This window comes from Vibrio sp., from assembly GCF_048266485.1.
GTDB lineage: Bacteria > Pseudomonadota > Gammaproteobacteria > Enterobacterales > Vibrionaceae > Vibrio.
Genome location: NZ_JBLWZK010000001.1, coordinates 361,511 through 380,601 on the forward strand (window position 1 = coordinate 361,511; position 19,091 = coordinate 380,601).

General features: G+C 39.6%; 16 protein-coding genes. 10 read left to right on the forward strand and 6 right to left on the reverse strand.

What is annotated here, in order from left to right; translation table 11 throughout:
* Positions 1-274: 274 nt before the first annotated feature.
* Positions 275-2,461, reverse strand: a complete 2,187-nt coding sequence (locus ACN0T8_RS01725) for a TonB-dependent hemoglobin/transferrin/lactoferrin family receptor (protein ID WP_417878951.1) — start codon at positions 2,459-2,461, stop codon at positions 275-277.
* A 238-nt stretch (positions 2,462-2,699) separates the two neighbouring features.
* On the opposite strand from ACN0T8_RS01725, the gene ACN0T8_RS01730 reads away from it, so the two are divergent.
* Positions 2,700-3,593, forward strand: coding sequence for a LysR family transcriptional regulator (locus ACN0T8_RS01730; RefSeq protein ID WP_417878952.1), 894 nt, complete (start codon positions 2,700-2,702; stop codon positions 3,591-3,593).
* Between the two features lie 55 nt (positions 3,594-3,648).
* On the opposite strand, the gene ACN0T8_RS01735 is transcribed toward ACN0T8_RS01730, so the two are convergent.
* On the reverse strand, positions 3,649-6,330 hold the full coding sequence (locus ACN0T8_RS01735; RefSeq protein ID WP_417878953.1) for a GNAT family N-acetyltransferase: 2,682 nt from the start codon (positions 6,328-6,330) through the stop codon (positions 3,649-3,651).
* Positions 6,331-6,556: 226 nt separating this feature from the next.
* Between ACN0T8_RS01735 and ACN0T8_RS01740 the strand changes: the two genes are divergently transcribed.
* Positions 6,557-7,183, forward strand: coding sequence for an SPOR domain-containing protein (locus ACN0T8_RS01740; RefSeq protein WP_417878954.1), 627 nt, complete (start codon positions 6,557-6,559; stop codon positions 7,181-7,183).
* 157 nt (positions 7,184-7,340) lie between these two features.
* Positions 7,341-8,339, forward strand: coding sequence for a D-alanine--D-alanine ligase (locus tag ACN0T8_RS01745; protein WP_417879478.1), 999 nt, complete (start codon positions 7,341-7,343; stop codon positions 8,337-8,339).
* 38 nt (positions 8,340-8,377) lie between these two features.
* Here ACN0T8_RS01745 and ACN0T8_RS01750 read toward each other — a convergent pair whose 3' ends face one another.
* Complete coding sequence (locus ACN0T8_RS01750; RefSeq protein ID WP_417878955.1) at positions 8,378-9,346, reverse strand: tyrosine-type recombinase/integrase; 969 nt, start codon at positions 9,344-9,346, stop codon at positions 8,378-8,380.
* A gap of 230 nt (positions 9,347-9,576) precedes the next feature.
* On the opposite strand from ACN0T8_RS01750, the gene yciH reads away from it, so the two are divergent.
* The 6 genes from yciH to phnE (ACN0T8_RS01780) all read left to right on the forward strand — a co-directional run bounded on the left by yciH (position 9,577) and on the right by phnE (ACN0T8_RS01780) (position 14,648).
* Positions 9,577-9,888, forward strand: coding sequence for a stress response translation initiation inhibitor YciH (gene yciH, locus ACN0T8_RS01755; RefSeq protein WP_417878956.1), 312 nt, complete (start codon positions 9,577-9,579; stop codon positions 9,886-9,888).
* Positions 9,889-10,242: 354 nt separating this feature from the next.
* Positions 10,243-10,653: a cystatin domain-containing protein gene (locus ACN0T8_RS01760; RefSeq protein ID WP_417878957.1), complete on the forward strand. Its 411-nt coding sequence runs from the start codon at positions 10,243-10,245 to the stop codon at positions 10,651-10,653.
* Positions 10,654-10,949: 296 nt separating this feature from the next.
* Complete coding sequence (gene phnC, locus ACN0T8_RS01765; RefSeq protein WP_417878958.1) at positions 10,950-11,825, forward strand: phosphonate ABC transporter ATP-binding protein; 876 nt, start codon at positions 10,950-10,952, stop codon at positions 11,823-11,825.
* Positions 11,826-11,880: 55 nt separating this feature from the next.
* Positions 11,881-12,801, forward strand: coding sequence for a phosphonate ABC transporter substrate-binding protein (gene phnD / locus ACN0T8_RS01770; RefSeq protein WP_417878959.1), 921 nt, complete (start codon positions 11,881-11,883; stop codon positions 12,799-12,801).
* A 78-nt stretch (positions 12,802-12,879) separates the two neighbouring features.
* Complete coding sequence (gene phnE, locus ACN0T8_RS01775; RefSeq protein WP_417878960.1) at positions 12,880-13,755, forward strand: phosphonate ABC transporter, permease protein PhnE; 876 nt, start codon at positions 12,880-12,882, stop codon at positions 13,753-13,755.
* A complete protein-coding gene (phnE, locus tag ACN0T8_RS01780; protein ID WP_417878961.1) occupies positions 13,755-14,648 on the forward strand; it encodes a phosphonate ABC transporter, permease protein PhnE in 894 nt (297 codons plus the stop codon). Before phnE (ACN0T8_RS01775) ends, phnE (ACN0T8_RS01780) begins: the two co-directional genes overlap by 1 nt.
* Positions 14,649-14,971: 323 nt before the next feature.
* On the opposite strand, the gene ACN0T8_RS01785 is transcribed toward phnE (ACN0T8_RS01780), so the two are convergent.
* A complete protein-coding gene (locus ACN0T8_RS01785; protein ID WP_417878962.1) occupies positions 14,972-15,649 on the reverse strand; it encodes a glutathione S-transferase in 678 nt (225 codons plus the stop codon).
* Positions 15,650-15,805: 156 nt separating this feature from the next.
* Between ACN0T8_RS01785 and ACN0T8_RS01790 the strand changes: the two genes are divergently transcribed.
* On the forward strand, positions 15,806-18,103 hold the full coding sequence (locus tag ACN0T8_RS01790) for a peptidase U32 family protein (protein ID WP_417878963.1): 2,298 nt from the start codon (positions 15,806-15,808) through the stop codon (positions 18,101-18,103).
* Positions 18,104-18,312: 209 nt separating this feature from the next.
* On the opposite strand, the gene ACN0T8_RS01795 is transcribed toward ACN0T8_RS01790, so the two are convergent.
* Entirely contained in the window at positions 18,313-18,666 is a 354-nt protein-coding gene (locus ACN0T8_RS01795; RefSeq protein WP_417878964.1) for a hypothetical protein, read from the reverse strand.
* A complete protein-coding gene (locus tag ACN0T8_RS01800; protein WP_417878965.1) occupies positions 18,663-18,965 on the reverse strand; it encodes a c-type cytochrome in 303 nt (100 codons plus the stop codon). Before ACN0T8_RS01800 ends, ACN0T8_RS01795 begins: the two co-directional genes overlap by 4 nt.
* Between the last annotated feature and the right edge of the window lie 126 nt (positions 18,966-19,091).

The window sequence follows — 19,091 nt, forward strand, 5'->3', positions numbered from 1 at the left end:
TTTTCGTTTAAAGCCTATTTATACCAATTGCATTAATTATCTAATCATTCTTTCTTGTTAAAAGCCTCGATAACTACGTTATAAATTTTGATTGTAGAGTAACTACTTATCGAAATTTATGCCTTGTTCTCAAGACTTTTTCCTTCGCAATTTCTGATCATCTAACTAATTTGATTGGTATTAAAGAAACCCGAAACCAAAAGACCCCTATGAAACATAGGAGTCTTCATTTTAGTGAGATTTTTATTAACGTCAGCTAAGGTTAGCTAGGAACTTAAAATTGGTAATCTAAACTTACGCCCCAATTACGGCCTGGCTGAGTATAAAAATCAACATTTTTTGATCCTGGAGTGTTACCACGTTCTAGATCAGAGTAATGCCAATATTTCTTATCAAACGCATTAAATAAGCCCGCACGAAGCGTTAAGTCATTAATAGGGCGGTAATACGCGGTTAAGTCCACCAAAGTATAGCCCGGTGCATCTTTGTATTCATCGCTAGACCAATCATCTTTACTCGCGGCCATCGTGACGTTAAGTAAGCCACCGAACACAAAATTAAGGCTGTCATAACCTAAACCAACATTACCAGTTAGCGGAGCTACAGAATCAAGATGCTCGCCAGTGTCTTTATCCCGACCTTCGGCATAAGCAACAGAAAGCTTGGAGTAAAAACCTTTTGGTGCACCGAACGCAGTATCTAACATAGTTGTAGATGAGAATTCAGCACCGTAAATTTCCGCTTTATTAATGTTTTCTTTACTATATTTATCTTTGCCACTGCTCGCATCAGTACCAAGATTGATATCGCTGATAAAGTCAGAGTAATCATTATAAAAACCGACAATTTCAAAACGAGTACTTTCACTACGACCACGGAAACCCACTTCATAAGAAATGCTCTTTTCTGGTTTTAGATCTGGATTAGGCTCAATAATCGCTCCTTGATTATAAAAATAGTAAAGGTCATAAACAGTAGGGGCTTTAAAGCCTTGGCTTATTTGAGCAAACCCACTGAACCCATCACTAAAGTGATATACCGAACCTAATTTACCCGTCACAGCATCACTATCACTGTCTGGGTAATTAGTCGCAAATCCATCATCGCTTTCAGGTTCGGTTTTAAACGAATCATAACGAATACCGGCAGTTAGGATTAAGCGTTCTTGTAAAAAGAAAGCTTGGTCTTGGAAGTAGATACCCCATTTGGTCAAGGTAGCATCCGGCATTCCCGTGCTACCTGGTCCAACAGTCCCTAAATCATATTTATAGTCAGTATTATCCAATTCAAATTTATCGTGAATAAAAGAGGCGCCATAAGTAAATTGGTGATAATGACTATTAAATTCAACGAGTTTATCGAATTGAGAATCAAACTGAACGCTTTTATCGGTAGCATCACGTTCACGCATTCGCTCACCACTACCCATCATTCCAGTGGTAGTGTCATAGTTCTTACTTAAGGAATCGCTTTGTTGGTAGTTAAGCGACCAATTTAAGCTATCTGCAATCGCAGCATCCATTAACCATTCATGATTAAATCCAACTCGTAATCGCTCTGATTGGTCTTCATTGTAGCTATTGGTATACGTTATTACAGGCCCCATACCTGGGAATGAAATAGAGTAATCATCGTATGACAATTCATCTTCATCGTAATTTCTCAGGTAGTATTCTAATGAGACACCAATCCGGTGAGCTTCATTCACTTGATAATAAGCTTTAGCAAGTAGGTTGCTAATATCTTTATCGGCAGGATCTGCTTGGCCACGATCAAATCCGGTAACATCAGCACCATCAGAGTGCGTTTCTGTTTCTTGACCATCAGCATAAGTTAGCATGAGTAGTGTTTCTAAATCACCATATCGCATCGCCCATGTAAGGGTATTTTTAAACGTTTCATCAGCTGAAGTATATGAGGACTTAAGACCAAAACGATTTTCATCGCTGTCGGTTACCAAAACATCTGAAGGATCTTTGGTTTTAAACAGTACTGCACCACCTAACGCATCAGAACCATAAAGGGTAGAAGAAGGGCCTTTATTCACCTCTATCGCGCTTAAAGTGTCAATTTCGATATTATTAGGGTAGGAGCGTTGTTCGGTTGATCCTGGGTTGTACGGAACCGGTTGTTCAACACCATCGACCATCACTTTAACGCGTGAAGCTTCCATTCCTCGAATGTTGTATCCAGAAATGCCAAATCGACCAGTCCCTTCAGCATCAACCCCTGGGGTATATTTTAATGCTTGCTGTGGATCTGTCGCCATTTGATTATCGACATCGGTTGACGAAACGGTTTCAACGGAAGCAGACACATCCTTGATGTTTTGTTCTGTTCGAGTTGCCGAAACGACCACTTCTTGAAGCGAAGTTAGTTCTTGTGCCGCATAAGCTGCTGGAGTTAAAGTGGAAGCAATCGTAATCGCAAGTAATGTTGGTTTTATTTTGTGGGTGTACATATAGTTATTCCATTCTCTATGTTTGTTTTCGAACGCATTCTAATAAATAAGAATGATAATAACTATCATTTGTATTGCTTATTTTGACAATTCTTTTACATTATTGAAAAATGGTTGCGTTAAATTCATTTAAAAACAATAAATTAAAGCCATTAATAAAAGTTCACTGATAAGTCATACAGTTATATTAATTGTGAACATCATCACATTTAAGCAAGTGAAAAATAAGGAAAATGATTTGAACAACAGTATTACATTGGAAGCTCTGCAAGTATTAGATGCCATAGCAAGAAGAGGGAGCTTTGCAGCAGCTGCCAACGAATTAAATCGTGCGCCATCATCTTTGAGTTATCAGGTGCAAAAACTAGAACAAGATCTCGACCTTATCATTTTTGATCGTTCAGGGCACAAAGCGGTATTTACCGATGCAGGCCAGTTATTGTTGGAAAGAGGACGTTCAATTCTATTGGCTGCCGATGAATTAGTTGAAGATGCCAACATACTGGCGCATGGTTGGGAATTAGAAATCTCCATTGCTTATGATTTATTACCCGTTGAGTTTTTCTTTCCATTAGTGAAAGAGCTGGAAAGCCATTCAAAAACTCGGGTTAAGATACAAGAAGAAATACTCGCAGGCAGTTGGGAAGCTTTAGCTTATGGGCGTGCCGATTTGCTAGTTTGCGCGAAAATGGAACACACACCGATTGATATTAAAATAGAGCCGTTAGGGACTATCAACATGTTATGGGTGGCAGAACCTAACCATATCGTGCATAAAAGAACGTCAATTTTTGATCAAAATACTCGTAATAAATATCGTGCCATTGCAGTTGCCGATTCTGCTCGTAATTCACCAGTGTTAAGTAAAAATTTAGCGGATGATCAACCTAGACTCACCGTTAGTAATTTTCCAGCCAAGGTAGAAGCATTATGTGCAGGCATTGGAATTGGAACATTACCTAAGCATATAGCCGCACCTTTGATCGAACAAGGTAAACTAAAAATGATTGAAGGAAGTGAAACTCAACCAGTAGAGATGGTGATTGCATGGCGACGCAATAAAATGGGTAAAGCGAAGTCTTGGTGTATTCAATACCTTAAGAAATACTGGAAATCCGCCAGCCTTAATTAACGTCAACTGCGGATACTAGACCACTGGCAGTGGATATAAACCTACCCACTGCTTGTTAGAGAATTAAAAGCATATCAACTATGTTGTCTTCAAAATGGATTTCTGTTTTGAAGTTCAGCTTTTTGGCTAACTGAACCATACCTTTATTGGATGGCATTGTTATTCCGGTTAAGCGAACAGTGCCTTTGGTTTGACTATAAGCAATGAGTTTTTCCATCAGTAACCTTCCAAGACCAATGCCTTTTAGGTCAGAACGAATCAAAATCGAGAATTCTGCATCATAGTTGTGAGGATCTGCGATCACTCTAGCAACACCTAGTAAGATTTCTTGGTTTTTCTCATTAGTTTGTGTGGCAACAAAGGCCATTTCGCGGTCGTAATCAATTTGCGTTAAATTGGCCAACGCCTCGTGGTTAAATTCACCAACATCGGAGAAAAAACGCTTATACAAATCCTCACGAGAAACTTGGGTGATAAATGAAGCCATTTTTTCTTCGTCTTCTGGTAATACTGGGCGTACCAAACAACGCCGACCATTTTTTAGCTGTGTCACTTCTTCATGTTCAACAGGATAAGGCTTAATGGCTAAACGTTGCCTTTTATTGCCATTGGCAGCTTGTAACTCCAAGCGGGCATCAATAACGGTAAATTCATTTCCAGCAGCTAATAATGGATGCAAATCTAAACTACGAATTTCAGGATTATCGATAACCATTTGCGATAAGCGAACCAATAATTCACATAAAGCGATAGTATCAACTGGATTTGGCAACTGTTCTAAACGCAATTTACCAATTCGCATAGCTCGTATCACTAAGTAACGCGCTAACGCCATATTTAAAGGCAGTAGGGCAACCGAAGCATCTTCAGTTACATCCCACTCAGTACCACCTTGACCGAGCATGATCACAGGACCAAAAATAGGATCACTTTCTATGCGAATTCTTAACTCTTGAGAACCAGCTCGACTCGCCATGCATTGTACCGAAACACCATGAATTAAGGCAGAAGGATAAAGCAACGATGTTCTATCCATAATGGCTTGGGTGGCACTGGCAACTTCATTGGCATTGCGTAAATTCAACATCACACCTTGTACTTCCGACTTGTGCACAATATCGGGGGAATGTAATTTTACCGCTACCGGATACCCAATTTTTTCACTGATATGTACCGCTTCACTGGCATCTGAGGCTAACCACGTAGGAAGTACCGAAATATTATAACTTTTTAATAAACCGTCAATTTGATGGGAATCAAACAGACTAATCGATTCTTCAAGGTGGGTCTGAATCCAACTTTGCGCTTGCAATAATTGCTCAGGGTTACGTGATTCGACAGAAGAAGGGGTTTCCATTAACTGTTTTTGATTGCGTCGATATTCGACTAAGTGCATATAAGCACCAACCGCACCTTCAGGAGTTCGATAGGTCGGAATACCTGCTTGAGTAAACAAAGAACGGGCTTCTTTTGCCGTACTTTCACCAGACCAATTGGTCAAGATATTAAAACGTCGACTATTTTTATGCTGCTTTATCATTTCAATCAAAGCTTGAGCAGTTTGTGTTGGATGAGAAATAGCAGAAGGGCTGTGCATGACTAATATAGCATCAATCGCATCACTGCCGAGCAGAATATCCATTGCCTTTGCATAGCGCTGACTGTCCGCATCACCAACAAGATCTATTGGATTACTGTGAGACCAGCTTGACGGTAAGATTTGATTTAATTGTTCAATCGTTTCTTCTGTTAATGTCGCAAGCTTACCACCACGGTGAATCAATTCATCAACGGCCATAATACCCGGGCCGCCACCATTGGTCATAATGGCTAAACGCTCACCACGTAGTGGTACCGAATGAGTTAACGTTTCTAAAGCGGCAAACAGCTCATGCGTATTGTTTACTCGTAGCATTCCAGAGCGTTTAATCGCAGAGTCATAAATAATATCGATGCTTTGCTGGCCACGCGTATGTAGCGAAGCGGCTTGCTGACCTTCAACACTACGTCCTGATTTTAAAACCAGGATCCGACGATTACGTGACGCACTCCGAGCGGCTGACATAAAAGCTCTGGCATCTTTAATCGAGTCAACATACAACAAAATAGCGGAGGTTTTGTTATCAACAGATAAGCTATCTAACAACTCAGGAAAATCAATATCAACAGCATTGCCAAGCGATACAAAAGCGGAGAAACCAATTTGTTTATCGGTCGCCCAATCAAGAATGGTGGTACACACAGCCGCAGATTGAGAAATAAAAGCAATATTACCTTGTGACGCTGTCACCGGGGAAAGAGAGGCATTTAACTTAGCCCAGGGAAGTATTAAACCCAAACTGTTAGAGCCTAACACTCGCATACCGGATTGACGTGCGATAGCTAAACACTCTTCATCTATACTTTGCTCAGAATCTTGCTCAGGTTGATACATATCCGATGAAACCACGATCACCGCACCAGCACCTTTCGCCGCTAACTCAGTAAAAATGACTTTATTGTATTTCGCTTTGGTACAAATGATGACGAGGTCGGGAATTAGTGGTAGTTGATCAATACTAGAGTAGGCAAGGACACCACTCACGGATTGATACTTTGGGGTCACTGGCATGATCGCGCCTTGAAAGCCACCATTGAGCAAATTTTGCATAACGATAGAGCCGGCGCGAAAAGGGCGCTGCGAAGCACCAATAACCGCAACAGACTTTGGCTTTAACAGTTTATCTAACGTTAGCATATTCCCACCTAAACTCTTTGAAGTCACTAGGGTATATCATAATCAATATTACTATCGAATCGCTTTCCCAAACCTATCAATGTGATCTATCGCTATAATTAACTATTTTTCGTCTTTACAACCGAAAAAATTTACAAACATATCACTTTCCATTCTTTAATCACCTTGATATTCAAGCATGGCAGAGGCATGATGTTGAGAGTTTTTATAACACTTTGGTCTTATTATGAAAAAAATAGCTATTATCTCTCTATCTGTTCTATTTTTAGCAGCTTGTTCATCGGCCAATTACGATGACGAAGTGTCTACAGAAACGTATCAAGAAACTTATCAAACCGATAAAGTGCCTCAACCACTCACTGAATCTGAAGCGCCCTTAGAGCAAGATTTAACGACAAACTCAACTCAAACTACAGAGACAAGCGTGATTGAGCCAGCAACGCTTGAAACGCCGACTGAATCCAGCAAGAAAGTTGTTAAGTTGAGCCCTCCAGCAAACGAAACCAAAGCAGAATCTTCGGAGTCTAATGTTAAAGTATTTTACCCAGAACAAGATGATGTTGCTCAACCAGCAACGAGTCATTACCTTGTTCAAGTAGCATCACTGCAAAGTGAGAAATTCTTAACCAATACAGCAAAAGGCTTGCCAGAAAATCAGCCTAAGTGGGAAAACGTAAAAACGGTTAATGGTAAACAATGGCACAGCTTATTATTTGGTAACTTTAAAACGGCAGAAGAAGCGAAAGATGCCATTATGCGTCTACCTGCAAGCTACAAAAATATGGGACCATTTGTGAAAAGCGTAAAATCGATTACTAATTCACAGTATCCAACGCTAAAAAAACTACCATAATAGATTCAAACTCTGGAACAATAATAAAAAACAAACAAAGGGGGTGCTGATGCGCTCCTTTTTTATGATGATTTAGGACTTTAACGCGATTTTGTACTGCTCTTCGAACGATAAAGCATTATGATTGGTGTATAGCGTTAACATAAACAGCGTCGAAATTAAGATGAAAAATATTTTACTTTTATGTGGTGGTGGTTCTTCTGAGCATGAAGTGTCACTGGTTTCAGCCCAATACCTTGAGCAACAACTTAGTCTTACTCCAGATTTCAACGTCATTAAAGTTGAAATCAAAACAGATGCTTGGTTTGTTTCTTCTGGAGAGAAAGTAGAGCTAGATATTGCTCATTCCTGCCTAAAAGGTGAAGGTTTCCCTTCTCATGCGATTGATTTTGTTGTGCCTTGTATTCATGGTTTCCCCGGCGAAACTGGCGATATTCAATCCTTACTTGAAATGGCCAACATTCCATATTTAGGCTGTGGCCCAGAAGCGAGCTCTAATAGCTTTAACAAGATCACTTCAAAATTATGGTATGACGCTTTAAGCATTCCCAATACACCATATCGTTTTTTAACCGAAAACAATGAGCAATCGATTCAAATTGCTGAACAAGCCTTTGATTTATGGGACAAGGTTTTCGTTAAAGCGGCAAGACAAGGCTCATCAGTAGGTTGCTACAGCGTGACTGAAAAAGCCAAGTTAGCACAAGCAGTTCGCGAGGCCTTTACTTACTCAGATCAAGTGCTTATCGAGAAGTCGGTAAAACCAAGAGAATTGGAAGTTGCTGCCTATCAACTTGATGGCGAACTGGTGATCACCAAGCCAGGTGAAGTCATTGCGCCCGACGGTGTGTTTTATACTTACGATGAAAAATACAGTGCAGATAGCCACTCATCGACTGTATTAGAAGCTCAAGGGCTTAGCGACGCTGAACAACAGGCAATTCAAGACTATTCACGTAAAGTATTTACCCATATGAATTTGAAGAACCTGTCACGTATTGATTTCTTTTTAACCGAAGAAGGCGACATCTACTTAAATGAAGTGAATACCTTCCCGGGTATGACGCCAATATCGATGTTCCCTAAATTAATGGAACATAACGGCCATAAGTTCAGCGATTTCCTAGAAAGCTCGATTAAAAATAGCTTAAGATAAGCCTAATCGCGTAAAACTCGACAATAAATAAAAGCTGGTTAATCCCAGCTTTTTATTTTTTTAAACAATAATTGTTCGGATTCTGATAGGGCATGCTTTCCAACATATTGGGCAGGCATAACGGCGCTCGTCCAACGACCCAACTGCTGAATTTGTCGTAAATTATAACCTTTCTTATATAAATCCTGACTGGCTCCCACTCGACTTGATTGACCAGAAAACGCTAAATACTGAGGTAGATTAAGAAGATCACTCGCTCGACGAAACACGCGATAAATGGATGAATCATTTAACGATTCGCTCCCTAGATTGCCATATTTATCGATTCGACAAAATAAAGCGCCTTGGTATTCATCGCCCAGCACAGCTAACCACTTTTGCAGTAATTGAGTAGTTCTTGGGGCCAGTTGATAAGTATTCTCCCCAATCATCAGTTGAGCATATTTATTACTGGATAAATCCAACTGGTGTAATGTTAAGTCTCGCAATTGCCCACGCTTTAAAAAACATTCAAACATTAGGCTATATATCAACAAATCACGCAGATCTTTTATTGAATCACTTTCAGCTAAGCATTGAAATAACTCGTTAAGATGCTTTTCAGTAAAAGGAGTAGCCTGAGTGGCATCACCTTTTTTCATGTTGCGTAATGCTGATAGGGTAAAGTGAATTTGTCTATGGTTAGTTGGTTCTGGAAGTGAATGTAAGCGATGTACTAGGCCAATAGTTAAACTATAACGGCGTATAGAGGCATATTTTCTTTGCCTACTTTCATGCTCTAAAAACAAGCGAATGGCGGTAACAGAAGCGGGCAACGGACTGACATGACGAGTGGAGCAAAACGCAACAAAACGATTCCAATCATTGACCATAGAAAGCAACGAGTTATGCGAATAAAGACCATGAGTTAATTCAACAAAATCTTGATAACTAATCGTTTTAGAAAACAATAGGATACTTTCTTTTAATTGGGCAGGATCAGACATCAATGGAATCTTCTTTCTCATTATTCACCTTATTAAATGAGTGCTTGTGCATACTGAAAATAGCATCTTGTAGTGACTTCTTATACTATTATACCCAAAGTAATGGGAGTTACAGTAAGGCACAAGTGAGTGAAGCCCCATGAACATAGCTTGCCTAGTCGATTGGAGTAAATGAGCGTTGGCGTAAAGCTGCAGCTTCAAGTACGAAGGGTATATTAGAAAAACAAATAAACCGTAATAAAAGAGGTATTATGTCACTCGTATATTCAACCGAAGTCGGTCGTATTAAACCTAAAGAAGAAGTGAAACAACGACCAAAAGGCGACGGTATTGTTCGCATTCAAAGAGAAACCAAAGGCCGTAAAGGCAAGGGCGTTTGTGTAGTGACTGGCCTGGATATGAATGACACCGAATTAAAATTAATGGCTGCCGAACTAAAAAAAGTATGCGGCTGCGGTGGTAGTGTGAAAGACAGCACCATTGAAATTCAAGGCGATAATCGAGAGAAAATTAAAGTTCATCTAGAGAAAAAAGGACATAAGGTTAAACTTGCAGGCGGTTAATTGCTCATTTTTTTGTCATCAAGAATCCCATTTTATGAATCGTAACAATATGTTTGAAGGCTCGTTCAATAGAGCCTTACTTTCCTTAGCTGTTCAAATGGTTCTTACCAAATATTTCAATCTGCTTATCGACTTGAAACATCAGGGATTTAGTGATCATTTTCGATCACTAATGTCGTTATCACATTATTCTCTACCGCTTAGTTTGCAAGGAGTGGTTAGGAAATCGAAGATGACAAACAAATTGCTAAAATTACTGACGAAGCCTATATAGAAATCGACGAATATCGTACATAATATCTGTATATTTAAATTTATATACACTCAAGTAACTAGAAAATTTAAGGTCTTACTATGTATAAGAAATTACTTACTGTATCTGCAGCTGCTATCGTTTTATCGGCATGTAGTTCATCAGAGCAAACACAAGAAATAAACCCAGAATTGAAAATTCAATGTCAAACGACTCAACGCTTCGTTGGCGGCTGGCAAAAAGCTGAGATAACACCAGAAGCGAAGCAATCTGCGTTATTGGCTATCTCAAGTATGAAAGGCAGTCATACGCTCAAAGAGATACTTTCTGTTGAACAACAAGTTGTAGCTGGTATGAACTACAAAGTCGTATTTACCATAGATGATGGTAACGCTTATGTTACTAAAGTATTCCGCAACCCACAGGGAGAATACAATATAGTAAGCCTGCAACCTAAACAACTCGTTGATAAATGCATTGAACAACAAACTCAAATGAATCAAGAGAAGTAATTCCTCTCAATAACATCACTAGCGTAAAAATTAAGCGTCTCAAAAAAACCTAACGCGCGTTAGGTTTTTTTGTTTCAGCACTAAAGATCACAAAAAATTAATTTAAACGATAATATTTTCAAAAATACATATCTATTCATCTAAGCTCCGGCTTTCCTTGTCTAGCCATCACTTGTCGACATCATTTTTTCATTTCGGAATCTTAATATTTCAATTCCGTCACTGATTTGTATTTAAAGTGTCACAGTGTTTCTTCTTAATTTATATCAGATTTGAGAATTAAGAAGAATGAGATTATGTACCAATCAAATGATAACCATACATTAAATTACTTTATTTCCCCGGAAACTATGTTTGACCAAGACATCCGTCTCGGAGATCAAATAGCAAGCCCGCTTAAAACCAAAAAGAAATTATTAACCGTTAATCAACTCACCAAAGCCTACAAGGGCGGAAAAAATGTTTTAGATAACATTAGTTTTGATTTATACGAAGGGGAGTTTGTAGCGGTCATTGGTCGCTCTGGAGCAGGAAAATCAACCATGCTTCATACATTAAATGGCACTATTGAAGCTAGCTCTGGTGAGATTTTAGATATCAGTGGCCAAGGGGAAAATGTCGTCACTATGCCTCGAAAACAACTTAGGCAGTGGCGCAGTCAATGCAGCATGATTTTCCAGAACTTCTGCTTGGTGCCTAGGTTAGACGTTATCACCAATGTACTACTTGGCCGATTAAGTTACACACCAACGTGGAAATCCATGTTTAAAATCTTTGATGATAAAGATAGAGCTAAAGCCATTGAACTACTCAAGTGGTTAAAAATCTTACCTCACGCCCTTCAACGAGCTGAAAACCTTTCTGGTGGCCAACAACAACGTGTCGCCATTTGCCGAGCATTAATGCAACAACCCAAAATTCTGTTAGCGGATGAACCAGTCGCATCTTTAGATCCTAAGAATACGACTCGAATTATGGATGCTTTACAGAAAGTCAGTGATGAAGGGATCGCGGTTATGGTCAACCTTCACTCGATCGAATTGGTGAAGCAATACTGCACGCGTGTCATTGGGCTAGAGAAAGGCAAAGTCGTTTATGACGGGTCGCCTGATGGATTAACCGATGAAATCTTACATACGCTGTATGGCGATGAAGTCGAACAAATTAGCTAACTAAATAAACACTTAAGTAATCATTAACTTATATTCAATTGGAAAGGAACACACAATGAAGAAATTACTGACTCTTACCATGATCGCTGCGGGTCTATGTAGTATGACTGCACAGGCAAACACAGAGATTAACCTAGGTGTACTAGGGGGTGAGAACTCAACAGCACAAATAGGCAATAATCAATGTGCCAAATCGTTTATTGAAGAAAAAACCGGTGCAACCGTCAATATTCGTAACGCATCCGATTATAGTGCTGTTATTCAGGGTTTATTGGGTGATCAAGTTGATCTTGTATTAAATATGTCTCCAAAAGCATATGCATCCGTTTATTTAAAAGATAAAAGTAAAGTTGAGCTAGTAGGGATTACCACTGATGACACAGATAATTCTAAAGGTTATCACTCAGTTGTATTAGTGAAAGCCAATAGCCCTTATCAAAAATTAGAAGATTTGAAAGGTAAGGTGTTCTCGTTTGCTGATCCTGATTCAACATCGGGCTTCTTAATTCCAAACAACCAGTTTGAGCAAACGTTAGGTGGAAACATGGATAACCAGTTTAACGGTTTCTTTAATAAAGTCGGTTTTTCTGGTGGTCATGAGCAAGATATTTTAGGCGTATTAAATGGTCAGTTTGATGCATCAGTCACTTGGTCTTCTATGGTTGGAAACCGTGACGATGGCTATTCAGCCGGTGCTTTACGTAAAGTGAAAGAAAATGGTTTTGATGACCTAATGTCACAACTACGTATTATTTGGAAATCTCCACTGATTCCAAATGGCCCGACGATCGTTCGTGGCAACATGGATAAAGAATTAAAAGAGAAGCTTGTTATGGCGGTTAAGCAGTTGGATAAAGAGCAACACGAATGCTTCATGAAAGCGACAGGCGGGAAACTACACTTAGAAGATACTTCTGTCAGCGAATATCAATCAGTTATTGATCTCGTTCAAGCACAAAAGAAAACGACACGCTAATCAACGCGCCAGTGGTCAGACTAATTGACCACTGGCGTTCTTTTTTCTAGGTTAATTGATTGAAACGGAAGTTGTATTTTGGATAAACAATTTGAACAGTATTACCACCAAATTAGATCCAAGCAAAAACGTGATGCTTTGATGTGGTCAGGGTTGCTGGTACTTCTCTATTTAAGCTCAGGCTATGTTGCTGAGTTCAGTTTAAGCAAGATTCTCACTAGTGCTCCAAACTTTTTTGACTATTTAGCCGATACCATTCCAGTATTGAAATGGGACGTTCTGTTTGCAGGACGTGACGCTAACGGCCATGCCATAGAAGGCTCTTTAATTTACTGGGGTTATCGATTACCAATTCAGTTACCTCTGTTGTGGGAAACCTTTTGTGTCGCAATGGCAGCTACGGTGGTTTCAGCGCTTATTGCAACAATTTTAGCTTTTTTTGCCGCTAACAATACTTATGCACCCGCTGGAGTACGCTGGGCAGTAAGAGGCTTTGTGGCATTTTTACGAACCATGCCTGAACTGGCTTGGGCAGTAATGTTCGTCATGGCCTATGGTGTAGGCGCATTACCTGGCTTTATCGCTTTAGCTCTGCATACCGTTGGTAGTTTAACCAAACTGTTTTATGAATCGATTGAAACGGCATCTATGGAGCCAGTCAGAGGATTAAGAGCTTGTGGTAGTAACCGTTGGGAAAACGTTCGCTTTGGTCTTTGGCCACAAGTAAAACCTATTTTTATGTCTTACAGCTTTTTAAGATTAGAAATCAACTTTCGATCTTCAACCATTCTAGGGTTAGTTGAGGCAGGTGGTATCGGTCAGGAACTGATGACCAATATTAAGTTAGACCGTTACGATCAAGTCAGTATTACATTGATACTCATTATTATCGTGGTATCCGCTTTGGATTCATTATCTGGGCACCTACGCAATAAAGTTTTAAAGGAATCATGATGACGTTAACTTATCGTATGTCGAATGCCGATTTAGACACATTGAAAGAGGAGCATGGCGAAATCTTCTCTCAACAAAAAAGCTATCTGTCTAAATTATCAATCATCACTCTTGGAATCGTTCTATTTTACGCTTTCTTTTTTGTCGAATTTGGCGTTAGTTGGGAGATGTTCATTAATGGCAGTAAGCAATTATTGCATTACTTTTCGAATATGTTCATTTGGCAAGATGTTGCCGAATGGCCATTTTCTTATTATTACAGCCAAATATTGATCACGTTAGCGATAGTGTTTGGAGGCACCATCACCGCCTCGTTAGTTGCGCTTCCGCTGTCATTTTTTGCCTCTCGCAATATTATGACAGGCCCATTTGCGATTATCGCTTATGCCATGCGTAAATTATTTGATGTGCTACGAGGCATTGATATGGCTATTTGGGGGATGATTTTTGTTCGCGCGATTGGCATGGGGCCACTCGCAGGCGTGATGGCAATATTTATTCAAGACTTAGGATTACTTGGTAAATTATTTGCCGAAGGGCACGAAGCGGCTGATGATAAACCTTCCCGTGGTCTCACTGCACTAGGGGCGACGAGTCTACAAAAGCATCGCTTCGGAATCTTCACCCAATCCTTTCCTACCTTCTTAGCTCTAAGCTTATATCAAATAGAATCCAATACACGTTCAGCAGCGGTGCTGGGATTTGTGGGAGCGGGCGGCATTGGTTTGGTTTATGCCGAGAATATGCGTTTATGGAATTGGGACGTAGTGACTTTCATTACCTTAAATTTGGTAGTAATCGTAATGACCATGGATATGATCTCATCCAAACTACGTCAAAAATATATTATCGGGGAAGATATTCCGCTATTTGAAAGAGGTAAGCACGAGTAAACCTCATCTCCAAAAGCATATAAATTCGAGGGTGATCTATTTAGCTCTCCATTTTATACCCAAGTAACTTCAAGGTGCGAGTTTCAGCAAGAATAAAACAAGCTTTAGGCAAGGCAAATTGAATATGATCATAGTTATTCTATATCTGTTCAATTTAACGCAGCATAAAGCTTGTTTTAACTTGCCCTTCCGGAGCTTCATTCAAACCTCTTCTTTTTATAAGAGATGGGCCGCGTCAGATTGGTTTGAAAGGTGCTTCATTCCTTCGCCAATCTTCCTTGTCTAAAGGTTTGGATGATAGCTCTGAATTCTGCATCTTGAAGTCACTTGGGTATAGTTTCCATCAGAATATCTCTACGATTGACTAGCCATAACTCATGCTTTGTCATTACCTTACTGAACATCCTACTTTGTAAATACTGGTTTAGCCATTGACGTAATTTTGGGTAGGGCGACTGTAAGTACCACTGTCTTTCCACTCTGGCAAATTGACGAATAAAGGGCAGTAACGCTAAATCGGCAAGGCTTTCTTGGTCAGCCATGAAATAAGAATGTCGAGTTAAGCGCTCTTCTAATTCACAAAGGTATTTCTCACAGGCTTGCCGGCATTCAACTAGGTTTGGTTCGTGATAACGCTTAGCCGCACGGTAGGCTTCCAAGCAGGGTTTAAACTCGGTATCAAACTGGTGAATAAGGCCGCGCATCGAATTTAGCATCTCAGGCTCTGTGCTCAACAATAAATCCTCTGGATCATTTTCACTCAGCGCCCATAGCATCACTTCTGCGCTTTCCTCTATGACGGTACCATAATTTGTGACAACAACAGGGACTGTGCCTTTTGGTGAAGCTTCTAACATTTCAGGTGGTTTATCACTTAATACTATATCACGCAGTAGCACAGGTACTTGTGAACGATATATTGCCATTCTCGCTCGCATCGCAAATGGGCAGTTTCTCAGAGAGTAGAGGACAGGTAACGATCCACTTAAGTTTGTATTCATTATGATTTCCTCTGCGATTATGGTTCAGATTAACCCTTTCTCTGATAAAAATACCGCGGTTAAACCAGATATAATAGATTAATTGCCCTCAATGATACTCATCAACTACAGATCAAGGTATCATGCTGGCTTTGAAGTTATACGAGACTCCGAGTGATGAATCCAAAGATTGAATTATTAGCCCCAGGTGGCGATATTGATGCCATTAAAGCTGCCATTATTGCAGGTGCTGACGCCGTTTATTGTGGCCTAGATACCTTTAATGCCCGTAACCGTGCGTCTAATATTTCCTTTGATCAACTCGTTGGCGCGATCCGACTCGCTCACCAATATGATTGTAAAATATTTCTCACGTTGAATATTGTCATATTAGAAAGTGAATTTAAAACCGTAGTTAAATTGCTTAACCGCCTTGTCAATACCACTCTAGATGGTGTTATCGTACAAGATATAGGTTTATTTTATGTATTGCGTGAATACTTCCCAACACTTGATATTCATGCCTCTACACAGCTAACGACTCACAATGTAGGCCAAATTCCGTTTCTTAAAAAGCTCGGTGCCAGCCGTGTCAATTTATCACGAGAAATGAACCTACGTGAAATCACCGCGCTCACTAAGGTTTCTAATGAGCATGACGTACTCGTGGAAGTATTTGTACATGGTTCATTGTGTGTAGCGTTTTCTGGGTTATGTTATTCAACATCAGCTACTGCTGGTAACTCAGGTAACCGCGGTCGTTGTAGCCAAGCCTGTCGTGAAGAGTATGAAACGACAGAATCGGGTCACAATTTCCCACTGAATATCAAAGACAATTCCGCTTTCTTCGATCTACCGGCGTTAATCGACGCGGGCGTTCATTCATTTAAAGTAGAAGGGCGCATTAAAGGCGCTAGCTATGTTCATACCGTTATCGACAGCTTCCGTAAACAAATCGATGGCTACATAGAAACGGGTGAACTGACTCAAGATGGCGAGCGTTTATATAAAGTATTTAATCGTGATTTTACCAATGCTTTCCTACGCGGTGATTTAAACCAATCTATGTTTATTGATAACCCTCGTGATAACTCAAAAAATCACATTATCGATAAATTTAAAGCCGACAAAGATGAAATCATTTCAGTGGTGCAGATCTTTGATGCTAAAAAGCAATTGCATGAAGAAAAGCAACAGATCAACGCTACGGTCGATGAAAAAATCGCGCAAGTCAGTATTGAGAAAATAAAACTTAAATTGCATTTCGCTAGCCAAAAAGATCAACCTTTAACGCTCACCGTCACGACAGAGCAAAATGCGAGTACACTTCCTAATAGCCCTGTGACAACAAAGACAGCCGTATTCACTTCAAACCGTTTAATGGTTGAAAGTGAGAAGCTGAGTGTCGATAAAGAGACAGTTGAGAAGCGCTTCAAAAACATTAATAATGCTAACTATGAACTCGTTGAGTTCGATGTCGATCAAGTAGCAGATGGATTAAGCATTCCATATCGTGAAATTACCGCGCTTAAAAATGAATTACTTGCTTACTTGAATGACGGCATCAAGCCAGTAGCAGAAGTCACACTTCCTAAACTTGAACATCATACAAAACCAGTCGATCAAAAACCGGAACTGTCGATTCTTATTTGTGATGAAGACGATGCTGCGCTGGTGGATGAAACTGATGCTGACATCTACTTTAAACTACCGGATGCCTACAAGCGCGGCTGCACAAAATTCGTGACATTTTTCCAAGAGAATCCACGCTTAATTCCATGGTTCCCACCAGTATTAATTGGTAAAGACTTCGATGTTGCGCTGAATATTTTGCAAGAAGTGAAGCCTGAGCTAATCGTAACCAACAATACCGGTATTGCTTATCATGCTGAACGCTTAGGCATTAAATGGATTGCAGGGCCGTTGTTAAATACAACCAACTCTTACGCGCTTTTATCATTCCAGCAAAACTTTGGTTGTAGTGGTGCGTTTATTTCTAACGAAATAAGCCGTCAACAAATCCGCCACATTGCAAGACCAAAGAACTTCAAAATGATGTATAGCATCTATCATCCGATCTTGTTGATGGCGAGCCGTCAGTGCTTCTTCCAACAAAGTGTTGGTTGTGAAAAACCGCGCATCGATAATGGTTGCATGTTGTCGTGTGATAAAAAGACGAGCATTAAGAACTTAAAAGGCGACTCTTTCGCGATTGATAAGCAAAAGGGCGGCTATCCAAGCATTTATAACCAAGATCAGTTCCTAAACACCGATATAATCGATGATTTAAGCGACCTGTTTGATGGTTTCATGATTGACCTTACCGAGATTGGCGCTGGCGATAAGCAACTACCAAACAAAGTAGAGCTTATTAAACAATTTGAAGCTGTACTGAATGGTGAAACAGCCGCTAGTCAGGCGCTCTATGAAATGGTGCCAAGCTCGACTAATCAGCAATATCACAATGGATTGTAAGCGGTAAAAGCTAACGCTTAACTAAGTCAAAAATATTGAAAGCCAGTTACCGAGTAGGTACTGGCTTTTTTGTTGATTCAAATTTTAATCCCCATCAGATACGAATCAAAATTAGAAATTATTAAGAAACCGAGCATCCTATTTAACATAAGATATATAATGCGCATTAATATTTAGTTTGTTAAAGAACCACAACAGCTACATTTATCCTAATTTACGTTAGTCATCTTTAACCAAAAACTTTGTTGGCATAAATTCGAAAATGTTTTCTTAAATGGTTTAATTTGAATGCTATTTGGATTGGTGATGACTTGATAACTTAGCCAGTACTCAGGACAAACATTTTGAGGTTCTTCTTCTGGTAAGTGATCAAATTCAACTTCTTTACTGATCACCACACCGTCAGAGAATTTAAAACTTGTTATGGTACGTTCCGTAGTAATACCGTCATCTATGCACATGGTTGTTTCAGTATGAACAATTTTAAAATCAGCCGCATCTTTATCGTTAGATGCAGCAATTTTATCAATATAGTCAGATAATGATTTTATATTTAGATTCATTTAAGGCTTTCGTAATATGCAGCAATATCGGCGATATCGGCATCATTAATGGTTGTCGCCATTGGGGACATTACTGGATCTTTACGTTCACCGCTTTTAAAAGCTTTAATCGCTTTCTCAAGATAAGCGGCATTTTGCCCTTTAAGATTTGGATAAGTTTTAATTACCGCGACACCATCTGCACCGTGGCATGAAGCGCACATTGCAACTTTGGCTTTACCAGCTTCTGGATTCCCTGCAAAAGCAAAATGTGAAGATGTAGCAAATAAACATAGTGATAAAGTAGCGATCTTTTTCATACAAACCTCAACAAATAGGAAGATAAAATGTAAACATTACTGTATACAATTTAGCAATTAAATTAATAATATCTAGGATTGAGAATAAGAAATTTAATCTCGATCACTTACTATCACAAAAATTTA